Annotated in this window: 13 protein-coding genes; 5 read left to right on the plus strand and 8 right to left on the minus strand. The window is 28.5% G+C overall.

Annotation, left to right across the window (positions count from 1 at the left end; all coding sequences use genetic code 11):
* Positions 1-2: 2 nt before the first annotated feature.
* From RYK99_RS05500 to RYK99_RS05515, 4 genes are all read right to left on the minus strand, one after another.
* Positions 3-1,004 (minus strand): glycosyltransferase, encoded by a 1,002-nt coding sequence (locus RYK99_RS05500; protein ID WP_314990862.1) that lies wholly within the window; start codon positions 1,002-1,004, stop codon positions 3-5.
* Positions 1,005-1,151: 147 nt separating this feature from the next.
* Positions 1,152-3,302 carry a YhgE/Pip domain-containing protein gene (locus tag RYK99_RS05505; RefSeq protein ID WP_314990864.1) on the minus strand — a complete coding sequence of 717 codons (2,151 nt, stop codon included), beginning with the start codon at positions 3,300-3,302 and terminating at the stop codon, positions 1,152-1,154.
* Between the two features lie 126 nt (positions 3,303-3,428).
* Positions 3,429-4,076, minus strand: coding sequence for an anaerobic ribonucleoside-triphosphate reductase activating protein (gene nrdG / locus RYK99_RS05510; RefSeq protein ID WP_314990866.1), 648 nt, complete (start codon positions 4,074-4,076; stop codon positions 3,429-3,431).
* A gap of 381 nt (positions 4,077-4,457) precedes the next feature.
* Positions 4,458-6,074 (minus strand): ABC transporter ATP-binding protein, encoded by a 1,617-nt coding sequence (locus tag RYK99_RS05515; RefSeq protein ID WP_314990868.1) that lies wholly within the window; start codon positions 6,072-6,074, stop codon positions 4,458-4,460.
* Between the two features lie 365 nt (positions 6,075-6,439).
* On the opposite strand from RYK99_RS05515, the gene pcp reads away from it, so the two are divergent.
* The 3 genes from pcp (at position 6,440) to RYK99_RS05530 (ending at position 9,059) form a co-directional block, all read left to right on the plus strand.
* Entirely contained in the window at positions 6,440-7,087 is a 648-nt protein-coding gene (pcp, locus tag RYK99_RS05520; RefSeq protein ID WP_314990870.1) for a pyroglutamyl-peptidase I, read from the plus strand.
* Between the two features lie 172 nt (positions 7,088-7,259).
* Positions 7,260-7,664 (plus strand): MarR family transcriptional regulator, encoded by a 405-nt coding sequence (locus RYK99_RS05525; protein ID WP_314990871.1) that lies wholly within the window; start codon positions 7,260-7,262, stop codon positions 7,662-7,664.
* Positions 7,665-7,676: 12 nt separating this feature from the next.
* The gene (locus RYK99_RS05530) at positions 7,677-9,059 is read left to right on the plus strand and encodes an MATE family efflux transporter (RefSeq protein ID WP_314990872.1); all 1,383 of its coding nucleotides are present in this window, start codon (positions 7,677-7,679) and stop codon (positions 9,057-9,059) included.
* Between the two features lie 49 nt (positions 9,060-9,108).
* Here the strand turns inward: RYK99_RS05530 and srtB are convergent, their stop codons facing one another.
* From srtB to RYK99_RS05545, 3 genes are all read right to left on the minus strand, one after another.
* A complete protein-coding gene (gene srtB, locus RYK99_RS05535; protein WP_314990873.1) occupies positions 9,109-9,900 on the minus strand; it encodes a class B sortase, LPKTxAVK-specific in 792 nt (263 codons plus the stop codon).
* 98 nt (positions 9,901-9,998) lie between these two features.
* Positions 9,999-10,322, minus strand: a complete 324-nt coding sequence (locus RYK99_RS05540) for a heavy metal-binding domain-containing protein (RefSeq protein ID WP_314990874.1) — start codon at positions 10,320-10,322, stop codon at positions 9,999-10,001.
* 24 nt (positions 10,323-10,346) lie between these two features.
* Positions 10,347-11,336 carry a lipoate--protein ligase gene (locus tag RYK99_RS05545; RefSeq protein ID WP_003146763.1) on the minus strand — a complete coding sequence of 330 codons (990 nt, stop codon included), beginning with the start codon at positions 11,334-11,336 and terminating at the stop codon, positions 10,347-10,349.
* A gap of 177 nt (positions 11,337-11,513) precedes the next feature.
* On the opposite strand from RYK99_RS05545, the gene trpS reads away from it, so the two are divergent.
* Positions 11,514-12,527 carry a tryptophan--tRNA ligase gene (trpS, locus tag RYK99_RS05550; protein ID WP_314990876.1) on the plus strand — a complete coding sequence of 338 codons (1,014 nt, stop codon included), beginning with the start codon at positions 11,514-11,516 and terminating at the stop codon, positions 12,525-12,527.
* 74 nt (positions 12,528-12,601) lie between these two features.
* Positions 12,602-13,345: a DNA/RNA non-specific endonuclease gene (locus RYK99_RS05555; protein WP_314990878.1), complete on the plus strand. Its 744-nt coding sequence runs from the start codon at positions 12,602-12,604 to the stop codon at positions 13,343-13,345.
* Positions 13,346-13,383: 38 nt separating this feature from the next.
* Here the strand turns inward: RYK99_RS05555 and psiE are convergent, their stop codons facing one another.
* Positions 13,384-13,785 (minus strand): phosphate-starvation-inducible protein PsiE, encoded by a 402-nt coding sequence (gene psiE / locus RYK99_RS05560; protein ID WP_314990880.1) that lies wholly within the window; start codon positions 13,783-13,785, stop codon positions 13,384-13,386.
* Positions 13,786-13,944 lie beyond the last annotated feature (159 nt).

A 13,944-nucleotide genomic window follows, 5' to 3' on the forward strand; every position in this document is an offset into this window, starting at 1 on the left:
ATTTATCTCCTATCCTTTCTATTAAGATGATTAGCAAACATAATCGGAGACATTGCTATCATTGTTTTGTTAACAAATGTATCACTTTCAAAATAATTTTTTCTTGATTTTATCAATTCTAAAATTTCTATTTCCTCGGACATATTTTCATGCATTCTTAACACATCAAAAAGTAAGTATCCGCATAGAAGATTTAAACTTTCTTCATATTTTTTATTTTGTTTAAACTCTTCTATTTTATTTACTGCAATCATTATTCTTCTAGTAGAAGCGTCTATCATTGCATTGTTTCTCACTGATTTTTTTTCTAATAAATCCTTATATCCAACTTTTCCAATTTGACTAACCTTTCCTGCTATGTCAAAAGTTTTTAGTTTGAAATATAAGTTCTCTAAAGCTAACATATCTTCTTGAAATCTTAAATTATAGATATCTAAAAATTTTCTTTTAAACATGCAAGCAGTGATATTATAGTTTAAATCACTTTTTAATCTTTTTATTTCTTCTACTAAATATTCTTGACCAGATGAAATTTTTTCATCTAATATACTAGGATATCCATTTCTAGTTAACATAGCAATATCAAGATTATTTTTAGAAATCTCATTATATAAAGTCTCTAAGTAATTTTGTTTTAATTTAGAGTTTTCTTCTACAAAAACTACATATTCTCCTTTAGCATAATCTAATGCACAGTTTTTCGCTGATGAATTAGAGCCTAGTTGTTTTTTTATATAATTTATTTTACTACTGTCGACTACAGCAACCGCTTCTTCTATTTCTGAACTAGAAAGATCATCGACTACTATCACTTCGAAATCTTGGAAGCTTTGATTAAATAAATCATTAATTATTTCCTGTAATCTTTTTACACTTCTATAAGCGGCTAAGACTACAGTAATTTTCGTTTTATTTGTTGTTTTTATTTTTTTTATTAAAATTTCATTTCCCAAAAGCATTGTATCTAAAAAGATATCTTTTGTTCTATCTAATGTTCTAACCATAATCTATCCTCTATATTTTAAGGTTTTATCTTTTAATTATATCACAAAAAACACTATTTTTCATTTACTATGAGAAAAGTAGAGATTAAGTAATATTACAAAACTACATTATATTGTAACTACTTAATCTCTACTGTAAATTATATTCTATAAGAATAACTTAGAACGTTCTCTTTCTCTACTTAACTTAGCTGAACGTGCTTTTAGACTGACTAGAATCGCTCCACCTACAAGAACGATAATTAGATAGATAAATAATATTTTTATATCACGGTGCACAGCTGGAGCATATACACCACCTACCGCTTCACGTAGTAATCCTATTGAATATGTGAACGGTACTTTTGGATATAATGTTTGGAAGAATTTTGAAGTCATCTGAATCGGGAATGTTCCCCCTGAACTACCTAATTGCAGTACTAATAATATAATACAAACTGCTTTCCCTACATTTCCTAAAATACATACTATTGTATAAATAATTGATGAAAATAGTAAAGATATTAATAATGCAAATATAACAAATCTAAATGGTGATGTCGCCTGTGTACCTAGAACATACATATCACCTAAAGTTATAATTAATGTCTGGAATAAAGAAATTATTACAAACAATAATCCTCTTCCAAAGTATTTTTGATACGGTTTATATTTATTTTCTTCATCTTCTACCTTAGTAGTTAATAACGATGACATTAATAATGATCCAACCCAAATAGATAAAACTGTATAAAATGGAGTCATCGCTGATCCATAGTTTTCTATATGATAAAGTTTATTCTCTTGAAGTTTTACCGGATTTGCGAAAAATTCTGCTTGTTGTTTATAATCGACTTTCAATAAATTAAACAATTGGTTTTTATCTACTTCTCCATCAGCTTTTTTTATTTCATCCGTTAGTTTTTGTATTTTACTTTTTGCTGTTGGCATATACGCTTGTAACGTTAATAATTTACCATGTGCATTACTTATTTTCGCTTCAGTTTCTGATAATTTTCTTTCTACAGCTGGAAGTTCTCCTTGAGCCTGTGCTATTATTCCACTCACTTTATCAATATTAACATCCGCCCTACTAAGAACCTGTGATATTAATGGAGAAACTTCATCATTTAACTTAGTATTCATATCTGTTGAAAGTTCATTTATTCTAGCTGATTTATTTACAAACTCTTCTTTCAAAGTATCTGTAATTTCATCATAGTGATCCATCTTATTATAAATATTAATATTAATCTCTTTTACTTTATTAATATCATTTTCTAGATTTGTCACTTTGGCTAGTTGATTATTAAATAATCTTTCATTAGATAGGTTATTAAAATATTCGAAGATATTCTTTACAAGTTGTAGTCTTTCACCACTAGCTTGGAGTCTACTATCTAAAGCTTTCTGTCTAGCTTTAATCTCTTCTATTTTATCTGCTTTTTGTTGAATCTCTTTCGCTATAATATTTGCTTCTTTTGATACTTCTTCAACTACAGTCAAATGATTGCTAATAATAGGTAACATTCTATCATTAAACCCTTGAATATTGTTAATTGTTACACCTGCTTTGTCAGCTAACATAATACTATTAGTTGCTGCTTTATCTATTTCAGGTAGTGTGTTTTGAACTGTATTTAATATACTATAACCATGCTCTACTTTTCCTATTAATTCATTTAAACTAGATTCATATGTAGAAAAGTTTTCATTCAATTTTAAAATTTCTTGTTTAGCTTTTTCTATTGATGGTAAATTTTCTTCGTATTTAATACCAGCTTCATGTAGTTTTTCAAAAATTACTCCATTTGCCGTCTCAACGAAACTCTTGCTAATATTATTAGCAATTGCTGAAGCTCCACTATTAGTTATTTTTGGACTAATAGCATTAATCTTCTCATTTACCGTGTACTCAATTGTCGCCCTTTGAGGTTCTGTTCTACTGACAGAAGTCATATCTTTACTAAAGTTTTTTGGAACGACTATACTAGCATAATAGTCACCTATTCTTACTCCGTCCTCAGCTTCTTGTTTATTAGATACAAACTGCCAATCAAGATTTTTATTATTTTTCAATCCTTCAACTAAACTATTACCTAAGTTTAGCTCTTTACCATCGACAGTAGCCCCATCATCTTCAGATGTAACAGCAACTTTAATATTATTTGTATGACCATATGGATCCCATGAAGATAAAATGTTTGGCCATGCATACATCGATGGTAAAAATATTAATCCTACTATAATTATCCACGTATTAGTTTTTCTAAATACTTCTTTTATATCCTTTCGAAAAATCTCTATAATATTTTTCAACTTTTAATCTCCTCTCTATAAACTAATTAACAAAAACAATCAGAGATATTATATATCCCTAATTGTTAACTTAAATATTATAACACGAAAAACTTTCTATTAAAAGTAATTTCATTTCGAGTATTACTACTCTAAATATAGCACTACATTATCCTTAGAAGAATTTTTTAAATCTATAATTCTTTGGTTACTACTCCCTCTAAATCTTAAACTTAGATCTTTTAGAAAAATCATAAATGGTCCATCTACCAATACATCACATAGATTTAATAATTCTTTTTTATCCTCGCTACCATTTAAGAGTTGTTCATACGTGTAACCACTATATACCCAGATATCTTTTGTTGAACCAAATTCATCTCTTACTCTTCTCGCTAAAGATTTAGCTACCTGAGTATTAAGAAACGGCTCTCCTCCCAAAATCGTTAATCCTTGAACATATGAATTGCTTAGATCTTGTATGATTTGGTCTTCTATTTCTTTTGTATATAATTGTCCAGCATTAAAGTTTTGGATACTCTCATTAAAGCACTCTTTGCAAGCGAATAGACAACCACTTAGATATATAGAGCATCTTACTCCCTCACCATCAACGAATTGAAATGGTTTATAATCAGCATATTTTTTCTTTGAAAAAGCTTCAGCTAACCAAGTGTCATCAGCCTCTTTAAATGTTCTCATCATACACTTATTAGTAACATTTTTCTTAGTAGCACTATATTCTGAATTATCTATCGTACTAATAATTGTTCTTAATTTTTCTTCTCTAGACAAAATCCTCACCCCTTATATTTTAATAATATCACTTTTAACAATCAATTACAATTTATCTTATTAAAAGAAGTAACTAGAAAAACTTAATTTTTGAAAAATCGATTTTATCAAGTAACCACAACAAAGTTTGTTAAATATCTAAAAAGTTTTTTTAAAACAAAATTAGATATCAATAAAGTACTATATCTAAAATTCTCATATAAACTTTCTAAAATTTTAAACTTTTGATTCAGCATCTTCAAAATATATCTTATATAAAAAAACAAAGAAAGACTTAGGAAAATTAATTTTTATAAAATCAAAATCCTAAGTCACTAGTATCTAACTTCATGTATAAGTATTACTTATCAGCAGTAATTTTTTATAATATTATTCTTAATTCTATTTAATTTCTATAATATCTGTAGCAAATTTATCAAATTCCTTACTATGAGTTATTATCAAACTTGTAATATTATGTTCTTTTAAGTAGGTAAAAATATTTTCTACTATTACTTCACTCAAATTCGTATTCATAGCACTTGTTGGTTCATCCAAAATAATGAACTCAGGTCTCCTTATTAATATTCTAGCCAACTCTAATCTTTGCTTTTCTCCACCACTTAAGTTTTTTCCATTTTCTTTCAATAAATAATTATACCCTAGTTTATCAATCAATTCTTGCAGATGTAATAATCTAACTATCTCATCAAGTCTATCATCATATGAGTCCCCTAAGAGAATATTATCTCTTATTGTAGCTTCATATATGTATGGTTCTTGATTTACTTTTAGAAATTCTCCTAAAATTCGTATATTATTCTTATATATATCTTTTTCATTAATTAAGACTTCTCCCTCTAGTTTATATGCACCCTCTTGCAAGTTTCTTAATATAAGATTAGATACCGTCGTTTTTCCTACACCACTTCTTCCTTTTAATACTAGAAAATCACCCTTATTAATTTCTAATCTAAAATCAGATAAAATCAGATTATCTTTAAAATAAAAATTAGATATATTGACATTTACACTGTTAAATTCACTTAATTTTAATAACTCTTTCTCTTCATTGCTTTTATTATTGAAAGTCTTAGACAACTCACTTTCTATCTTATGAGCAGTCTGCCTAACAGTTATTTTATCTGATATAGAATTAATAGGTTCATCTAACATTCTAACTGTAGAAAATATTGCAATAGCCGAACCTACGGAAAAATCTTTATATATTATAAAATACACTGAAAGTAATAGAGAGACAATAGGTAGTATAAATGCAACAGTAGCGGATATACCTACATATAGCGAGAAATACTTTGCTAAATCAGTATTGACCTTTATTCTTTTATTTATAATATTCTCTTTAAGGTAATCTATAAAGTACTGTTCTTTGTTTAATTGTTTTAAATCAAAATAACCTAATATTGACTGAAGTATATATTGATTAGTTTCACCTAATAATTTCTGTTCGCTCTTCATACAATTCGAAAGTTTCTTACTTATTTGTTTTATAATAAAAAAACATACCAATATTACAGAGAATAATATAAGTGTTATCGAAACATTATACCTACACATAAACATCAATATAGAAAACAAAATAAAAGACTGCGTTACTAAAATAACTTTACCTTGAGAATACCAATCTGATATCTTTATACTATCTGACGTTAACTTAGATAATATTTCACCACTTTTTGCTTCTTTAAAATCATTATATTCACTTTTTAAAAACTTATCATAAAAATACTCTAAAACAGAAAAATTTCCAAGAAAGAAAAGTTTTCTTAAAAAATATTGAGAAAGAAATAACAATAAAAAATAAAATACTAATACTACTATCAAGTATTTAACAAAATGATAAACTCTCTCAAAATCTTTAGATATCAAACTATCTAAGATAACTTGAATAATAAAAATTGATGTTAAATTTACTATAGTTCTTAGTAATATAGAAATTATAGTAATAAGTTGAACGATATACAACTTATTATCATAGTATTTTTTTGTACGATACATAAACTTCTCCTCCCCATTTGTTACACATTACTTCACATATCCTTGTTTTACTAACTAACAATAAAGTAAAACTTATCTTTTTACAAAATACATCTTAGATAATAAATAGATTATATCATTTTTTCAGAATAATGTAAATTTAATTCTTAAAAATCTGAAAATTAAATTTAAAGAATTAATGATTTATTTTACTACGAATTACAATTTATCTCCTAAAATTTCAAAAATACTATTTTCAAATTATCTAAACTGTTTTATAATTAGTATAATTTAAAAATTTAATTAATTGAGATGTAATACTTACCTTAGCATATTATTAAGTTAATTATTACAATATATTTTTTATAAATATTACGAGGTGCCTTATGAGAGTATTGATAACTGGTTTTGATAAATTTGGTGGCGAGAGTATTAATCCTTCTAGTTTATGTGTTAATAGCTTACCAGATGTAATAGATAATATAGAAATAAAAAAAATTACCCTACCTACAGTCTTCAAAGATAGCTCACGTGTTTTAGAAGAAAATATAGACTCATTTTCTCCTAATATAGTTATCTGTGTTGGTCAAGCTGGCGGAAGAAGTAAAATTACACCTGAACGTATCGCTATTAATATTGATGATGCTAGAATTCCAGATAATATTGGAAATAGTCCTATTGATGAAGCTATACGAAAAGATGGAGAAAATGCATATTTTTCTACACTACCAATAAAAGCAATTGTTGATGAATTGAATAAAAACAATATCCCTTCTGCAATTTCTAATACTGCTGGTACTTTTGTATGTAATCATATTATGTATGAAGCTTTATACCTATCTTCAAAAAAATATCCAAATATTAAAGCTGGATTTATTCATATACCATATATTAAAGAACAGGTTATAGATAAACCCAACATGCCTTTTATGAAAAAGGAAGAAATAATCCAAGCTTTAAAAATTATTATAAAAACTTCTGTAAATTACTTTGATAAAGAAGATACAAAGATAACGGGAGGTTTAGAGCATTAACTATCTCTATGTATTTATAGTAGTTCAAACAGAATCTAATTTTCAATAATAACAAGAAAACACTGAAAAGAAAGTATGAAACATATTATTTTCAGTGTTTCCTTTTTTATATTGACAAAATAGTATACCAGGTATATAATATATTAGCTATATTATTTTAGGTGGTGAATTTATGTTAAAAGATGCGTTAGGTTATAAACTTATCACACTCTTAGAAAATATGAGAAATTATACAAAACAACCTTTATCTGAGATTGGTATTACACATGGGCATTTCATTACTCTTATTTACGTTTCAGAAAATGAAGGTGTTACTCAAGCACAACTTGCTGAAATACATAGAAAAGACAGAAATATTGTTGGGCGTAATATCGATGTACTGGAAAAACAGAACTTTGTTATTAGAAAACGTGGAGTAAAAGATAGACGTTCTTATACTTTACATTTAACTGAAGGAGGAAAAGAAGTTTTATCAACGTACTCTCATCTGTTAAACACAGCTGAAAAAGAAGTTCTTAAAAACTTAACTGAAGAAGAAATTACTATTTTCTTCTCTTTATTGAATAAGATAACTTAAGGAGGATATTGTATGGTAAACAAACAAAACAACATTGAAAATCCATTAGGAACAAAACCACTAAAAAAATTACTTATATCATTTGCATGGCCTGCTATTACAGCGAATATTATTAATGCGATGTATAGTGTAATTGACCAGATTTTTATAGGGCAAGGTGTTGGTTACTTAGGTAACGCTGCAACAAATGTCGCCTTCCCTCTTACTACTATTTGCTTAGCGATAGGATTAATGATAGGAATTGGTGCAGCATCTAATTTTAATCTTGAATTAGGGAGAGGCAATCCTGAAAAAGCTAAATCAGTTGTTGGTACTGCGGTTTCTTCATTATTTATTATAGGTATTATCATCACAATTCTAGTACATATATTTTTAAAACCTCTAATGTACGCATTCGGGTCTACAGATGAAATTTTAGAATATGCGATGACATTTGCTGGAATTACTTCTTTAGGTATTCCGTTCTTGCTAATTTCTATTAGTACTAACCCTATTGTTCGTTCAGATAATAGTCCAAAATACTCAATGTTTGCTATAATTTTTGGTGCTGTCCTTAACACTATTCTTAATCCAATTTTTATTTTTGGATTCGGTTGGGGAATTGCTGGTTCAGCTTGGGCTACAGTAATAAGTCAATTTTTATCTGCGATGATACTTGTATTTTATTTTCCAAGATTTAAAAGTGTTAAATTTAATAAACAAGATTTCATACCTAAGCTACCTTTATTAAAAGTAGCTGCAGGATTTGGGATGCCATCATTTGTTTTCCAAGGATCTAATATGATTGCTCAAATTGTAACAAATAACCTATTAAACATTCACGGTACAAATTCTGTATACGGTAACGATATTCCTATAGCAGTTGCTGGTATTGTAGCTAAAATTAATATAATATTTATAGCTATTATTATTGGATTAATTCAAGGGGCTCAACCTATTTTTGGATACAATTATGGTGCACAAAAATATGAACGTGTTCGTACTACTATGAGATATACTATGAAATACGCGATGATTATTTCAATAACGTTCTTCCTGATTTTTGAGATTTTCCCTAAACAAATTGTTAGTCTATTTGGAAATGGTGATGCACTTTACTTTGAATTTGCAGTTAAATATATGAGATTCTTCTTGCTATTTACATTTATAAATGGTGTTCAAATTTCAAGTTCAACATTCTTCTCTGCAATAGGAAAACCAAAAATTGGTGTTACTATTGCTTTAACTAAACAACTTATAGTGCTAATACCAATGTTATTTATTCTCTCACACTATTTTGGGTTAAGTGGAATAATTTATGCAACTCCTGTTACTGATTTTTGTGCAATTTCTATTTCTTTATTCTTCTTAATTAGAGAATTTAGAATGATGCCTAAACATAATATTACTAAATAGAAAAAAGCAATCTAGTGATTAAAATCACTGGATTGCTTTTTATTGCATATTATCTTTTAGCTACATATTTTAATTCATCTTTATGTTTAGCTTCAAAATCACTCATCTCATTATCTGGGATTTGACGTAAGTACAGATTAGATCTGATTGTTTCATCTTCCTCACGGCAAGTAGATAATACTAAGTATTTGTCTGTTGCTTTAAGTTGAACACTATCATTCTTAGTTGTAGCGTCTTTTTTAACATTAGTTAATTGATTTAAGAAATCTTCATCACTTTCAAAATCTAAACGATAGAATGAGGTTGTTTCTGGTACGATTGTTAAGAATGCTGCTTCATAGTAGTATTTTCTCTCTGGAGTTTCGATTACTACGTATTTGTGTTTATCCATATATTCTTGTTTATCATAATAGTTAACATCGTTAAACATACGGTGATCTCCAACTTTACTTCCACGAGCGTGTCCAAATAACCAAGTTAATCTATCGTGGAAATCTTTTTTGTTGTCCATATCCATAAATACAGTACCAAGGTAAGGTACGTTCCCACCTTCGAATGTTTTATTTAAGTATGTTTCATTGTCATTAGTTTGCACTACAGGCTCATCTAAATCTGTACCTGGTGCATAAACATATCCCACAGTCTCATTATTCGTCTTAGTTAAATCTGCAAAACGTTTTGATAAATAATCTTTATCTTCTTTACTTACTTTATAAGTCGAATCTGATGAACTAGAACTCTTATCACTGCTACATCCAGCTACAAATACAGCTGATGCTACTAGAGCGATTGTTAAAAGTAAAATAGAGAAAATCTTTTTAAAATTAAATATTTTTTTCATTATATTTTTCCTCTCTATTGAAATTTTAATAACTGTCTAATATTATACAATATCTTATAAAATATTGCTATTAATTTTATTTTTAATATTTATATATTTTATCTTACTACAACTGCTGTTCCTGTAGCAGTAACTAAAAGCATATTATTACCGTCGCCTCCTATGGCATCAAAATCAATTCTAACTCCAATAACAGCGTTGGCTCCCATGGCAGCTGCTCGAGCTTCTAACTCTTTTAAAGCTTCAGCCCTCGCTTGAATAATTTCATCTTCATACCCTTTAACTCTTCCACCAAAAAGGTTTCGAATTCCTGCTCCTATATCTTTGATAACATTAATTCCAGCTACTACTTCACCTGTAGTTAAACCTTTATATTCTACTACTTCCATTCCTGGAATATAGTTTGTCGTTGCAATTATCATAATACTTCACTCCATTATTATTTATTAGTCTACTAAGATATCTACTACTTCTTCTAATGTAGCTCCTAAGAAGTATGAATTAATATCAATTTGTTCTAAAACTTTTTGAACATCTTCTTTTTGATATTTTACACCTACTAATTTTTTAGCGATATCTTCAACGTCCATTACTCCGAAAAAGTCTCCGTAGAATTTGATATTAGTAATAACCCCTTGTTCTACCATGATATTAGCTTCAATTTTACCAGTTTTAAGTCTTCTATTACGTTTAATGTTGAAATCAGGATTTTTACCATATACCCAGTCCCAAGAGTTATTTTTTTCTTCTTGGATAGCTAAGATTGCAGCTTCATCTTCTTCAGTTGCTACAAAATCAGTCATTTCATATTTTTCACTCATATATTTTTTAAGTGCAGCTACGAAATCTTGAACTGTCATATCTTGATTTGGAAGGTGGTCTTTAATGTTTGTAACACGTGAACGTACAGATTTAATACCTTTTGATTCAATTTTATCTTTAGAAACTTTTAAAGCATCTGCTAAAACTGAAGTATTAACATCAAACATTAAGCAACCATGGTGCATAATACGACCATTGCGTACATATTGTGCGTTACCACAGAATTTTTGTCCATCGATTTCTAGGTCATTACGTCCAGTAAATTCTGCTTTAACTCCTAATGAATCTAACGCATCAAGTACAGGTTGTGAGAATGATTTGAAGTCGAATTCTTCTCCGCTTCTTCCATTAGAGATAATTGTATAGTTTAGGTTATTTAAATCGTGATAAACTGCACCACCACCACTTACACGACGAACAATTTTAATTCCATTATCATCACAGAACTTTTGGTTTACTTCTTCAGTTGTGTTTTGGTTTTTACCTACAACGATACATGGTGAATTAATCCATAACATAAATACATCATCTTTTTCTGCAAGTTCATTAAAAGCATATAACTCTAATGCTGTATTGTATCGTGGATCATTACTTTTTGATTCTATATATATCATATTAATCTCCTTAATAATTAACTATTTCTTTATCTTTTATTATATCATCTTTTCCTAACTAAAACACTAAATTTTTATTCAAAATAATATTTTTTATACTAATTCAAACAAACTTTCTCTAGATTATGGTATAATTATAAACAACTATTAAAATTATTTTAAAGGAGTTACCATTTTATGACAAAAATTATTTTAACTGGAGATAGACCTACTGGTAAACTTCACTTAGGGCACTATGTTGGCTCTTTAAAAAATCGTATAGCTTTACAAAATGAAGATGATACTGAAGTATTTATTATGATCGCCGATCAACAGGCACTTACTGACAATGCTGATAATCCTGGGAAAGTTATTGAAAATATAACAGAAGTTGCACTTGATTACCTTGCTGTAGGAATTGATCCTAGTAAAACAACTATTTTCATTCAATCACAAATTCCACAACTTGCTGAATTATACATGTATTATATGAATTTAGTTTCAGTTTCAAGATTACACCGTAACCCTACTGTTAAACAAGAAATTAACGATAAGAAATTTGGTGAAAGTATCCCTGCTGGATTCTTCACATATCCTGTGAGTCAAGCTGCTGATATTACAGCGTTTAAAGCAACACACGTTCCTGTTGGAGAAGATCAAAAACCAATGCTTGAACAAACTCGTGAAATTGTACGTGATTTCAATAGAACTTATAATAAAGAAGTTCTTGTATTACCTGAGATTGTTTTACCGCCAAAAAATCATGCTCGACTTGTCGGTATTGACGGACAAGGAAAAATGAGTAAAAGTTTAAATAATGGTATTTACTTAGGGGACAGTGAAGAAAACATTAAAGCTAAGATCATGAAAATGTACACTGATCCAAATCACATTAAAATTGAAGATCCAGGTCAAGTAGAAGGAAATGTGGTATTCACATACCTTGATATTTTTGATTCTCGTACAGATGAAGTTGCCGAGTTAAAAGAACACTACTCTCGTGGAGGACTTGGTGATATGAAACTAAAACGTCGTTTAAATGATGTAATGCAAGATTACCTACGTCCTATCAGAGAATGCCGCGAAGAGTTTGCAAAAGATAAAGCAGAAGTTTATAGAATGCTTAAAGCTGGAAGTGAAAAAGCTGAAAGAGTTGCAGCAGCTACTTTAGATGAAGTAAAAGATGCAATGGGTATTAATTATTTCAAATAATAAAATTAATTTTTGGGGAAGAGCTTAACTCTTCCTCTTAGTTATTTAACATACTATAAAAATAAGGAGGCCATATGGCAAAGAGAAAAAAACAACAATTTTCATTATTTTCAATTATTTCTATCGCTATAGTTGTTCTAGCTGCATTAGCTATAACTTACTATACTAATAAACCATCAAATAAAAATTCAAATACTACAACATTTACAAGTGTTTCAAAAATACCCGATGATGTAATAAACTCTTTAACTGCTCCAAAAGAAAGCGAAGCAACTGATAATAATAAATATAAGGTATTAAACAACAATAATCCGTATTTTGCTAAAGAAGATCTTTCTACAACATCTTTTGAAAATTACAGTCCACTTGATAAACTTGGTCGTGTTGGCCAAGCAAACGGAATTATCGGTGTTGATTTAATGCCAACTGATAAACGTGAAGAGATTGCACACGTTCGTCCTAGCGGATGGCAAAGTAACCATGGAACTCACGTTTACGATAGATCTCATCTTATCGCTTTCCAACTTGCTGGAGAAAATGATAATGATAAAAACTTAATGACTGGTACAAGATTTATGAATCTTAATATGATTCCTTTTGAAAATGAAGTTGCTGACTACGTTAAAAAGACCAAAAAACATGTTCGTTACCGTGTAACTCCAGTATTCAAAGGTGATGATCTTGTAGCACAAGGAGTAATAATGGAAGCAATGTCTGTTGAAGATAACGGTAAGAGTGTAAAATATAATGTATTTTTACCAAACTTCCAAAAAGGAGTAACTATAGACTACAAAACAGGTAAATACACTGTGAAATAAAACTAAGACTTCGAACAGATTTTGTTCGAAGTCTTTTCTTAATCTTTTTTTATAAATTTCTCGGCAATAGCTAAACTAATTACTAACAGTAATATTGCTGCTGCCCATATCAATGCACTTTTCGGATCATCGTGCTGAACAATAATCAATCTTATAATTGCGGTGATTCCAATATAGATAAAATATCTAAGTGGGAAATGATAATTATTTTTAAAGTATTTAACTATTAAAGCAACAAACTCGAAATATAAGAAAAATACTAATATTCCTTCTACAAAGTGTTGATAATTACCTTGATCGGATAAAAATTTTGTACCTTCAAAAAATATTTCCTTAGCTTCCATTATTAAACCAAATGATAATAGTACCCCTATAATCAACAATCCGATATTCATAATCCAAAGAAAAATATCAGATATAATCTTACTAAATTTTTCCATTTTTCACCTCTCTAATTTTCTACATGACATATTATATCATAATCCTCTTTAATATAGGAATAAGACTGCTTAAGTTAATTCATTTATATATTTTTCAATTTTTCTTATGTTATAATATTAAAAAGGAGATTTTTATGATTACACTAAAAAAGATAAAAG

The organism is uncultured Gemella sp. (genome assembly GCF_963537375.1).
Classification (GTDB): Bacteria; Bacillota; Bacilli; order Staphylococcales; family Gemellaceae; genus Gemella.

Bases quoted from the DNA above. Each gene is read 5' to 3' on its own strand.
- RYK99_RS05555 (WP_314990878.1), top strand. From the start codon at position 12,602: ATGGCAAAGAGAAAAAAACAACAATTTTCATTATTTTCAATTATTTCT.
- RYK99_RS05525 (WP_314990871.1), top strand. From the start codon at position 7,260: ATGTTAAAAGATGCGTTAGGTTATAAACTTATCACACTCTTAGAAAAT.
- psiE (WP_314990880.1), bottom strand. From the start codon at position 13,785: ATGGAAAAATTTAGTAAGATTATATCTGATATTTTTCTTTGGATTATG.
- RYK99_RS05530 (WP_314990872.1), top strand. From the start codon at position 7,677: ATGGTAAACAAACAAAACAACATTGAAAATCCATTAGGAACAAAACCA.
- srtB (WP_314990873.1), bottom strand. From the start codon at position 9,900: ATGAAAAAAATATTTAATTTTAAAAAGATTTTCTCTATTTTACTTTTA.
- RYK99_RS05540 (WP_314990874.1), bottom strand. From the start codon at position 10,322: ATGATAATTGCAACGACAAACTATATTCCAGGAATGGAAGTAGTAGAA.
- trpS (WP_314990876.1), top strand. From the start codon at position 11,514: ATGACAAAAATTATTTTAACTGGAGATAGACCTACTGGTAAACTTCAC.
- pcp (WP_314990870.1), top strand. From the start codon at position 6,440: ATGAGAGTATTGATAACTGGTTTTGATAAATTTGGTGGCGAGAGTATT.
- RYK99_RS05545 (WP_003146763.1), bottom strand. From the start codon at position 11,336: ATGATATATATAGAATCAAAAAGTAATGATCCACGATACAATACAGCA.
- RYK99_RS05515 (WP_314990868.1), bottom strand. From the start codon at position 6,074: ATGTATCGTACAAAAAAATACTATGATAATAAGTTGTATATCGTTCAA.
- RYK99_RS05500 (WP_314990862.1), bottom strand. From the start codon at position 1,004: ATGGTTAGAACATTAGATAGAACAAAAGATATCTTTTTAGATACAATG.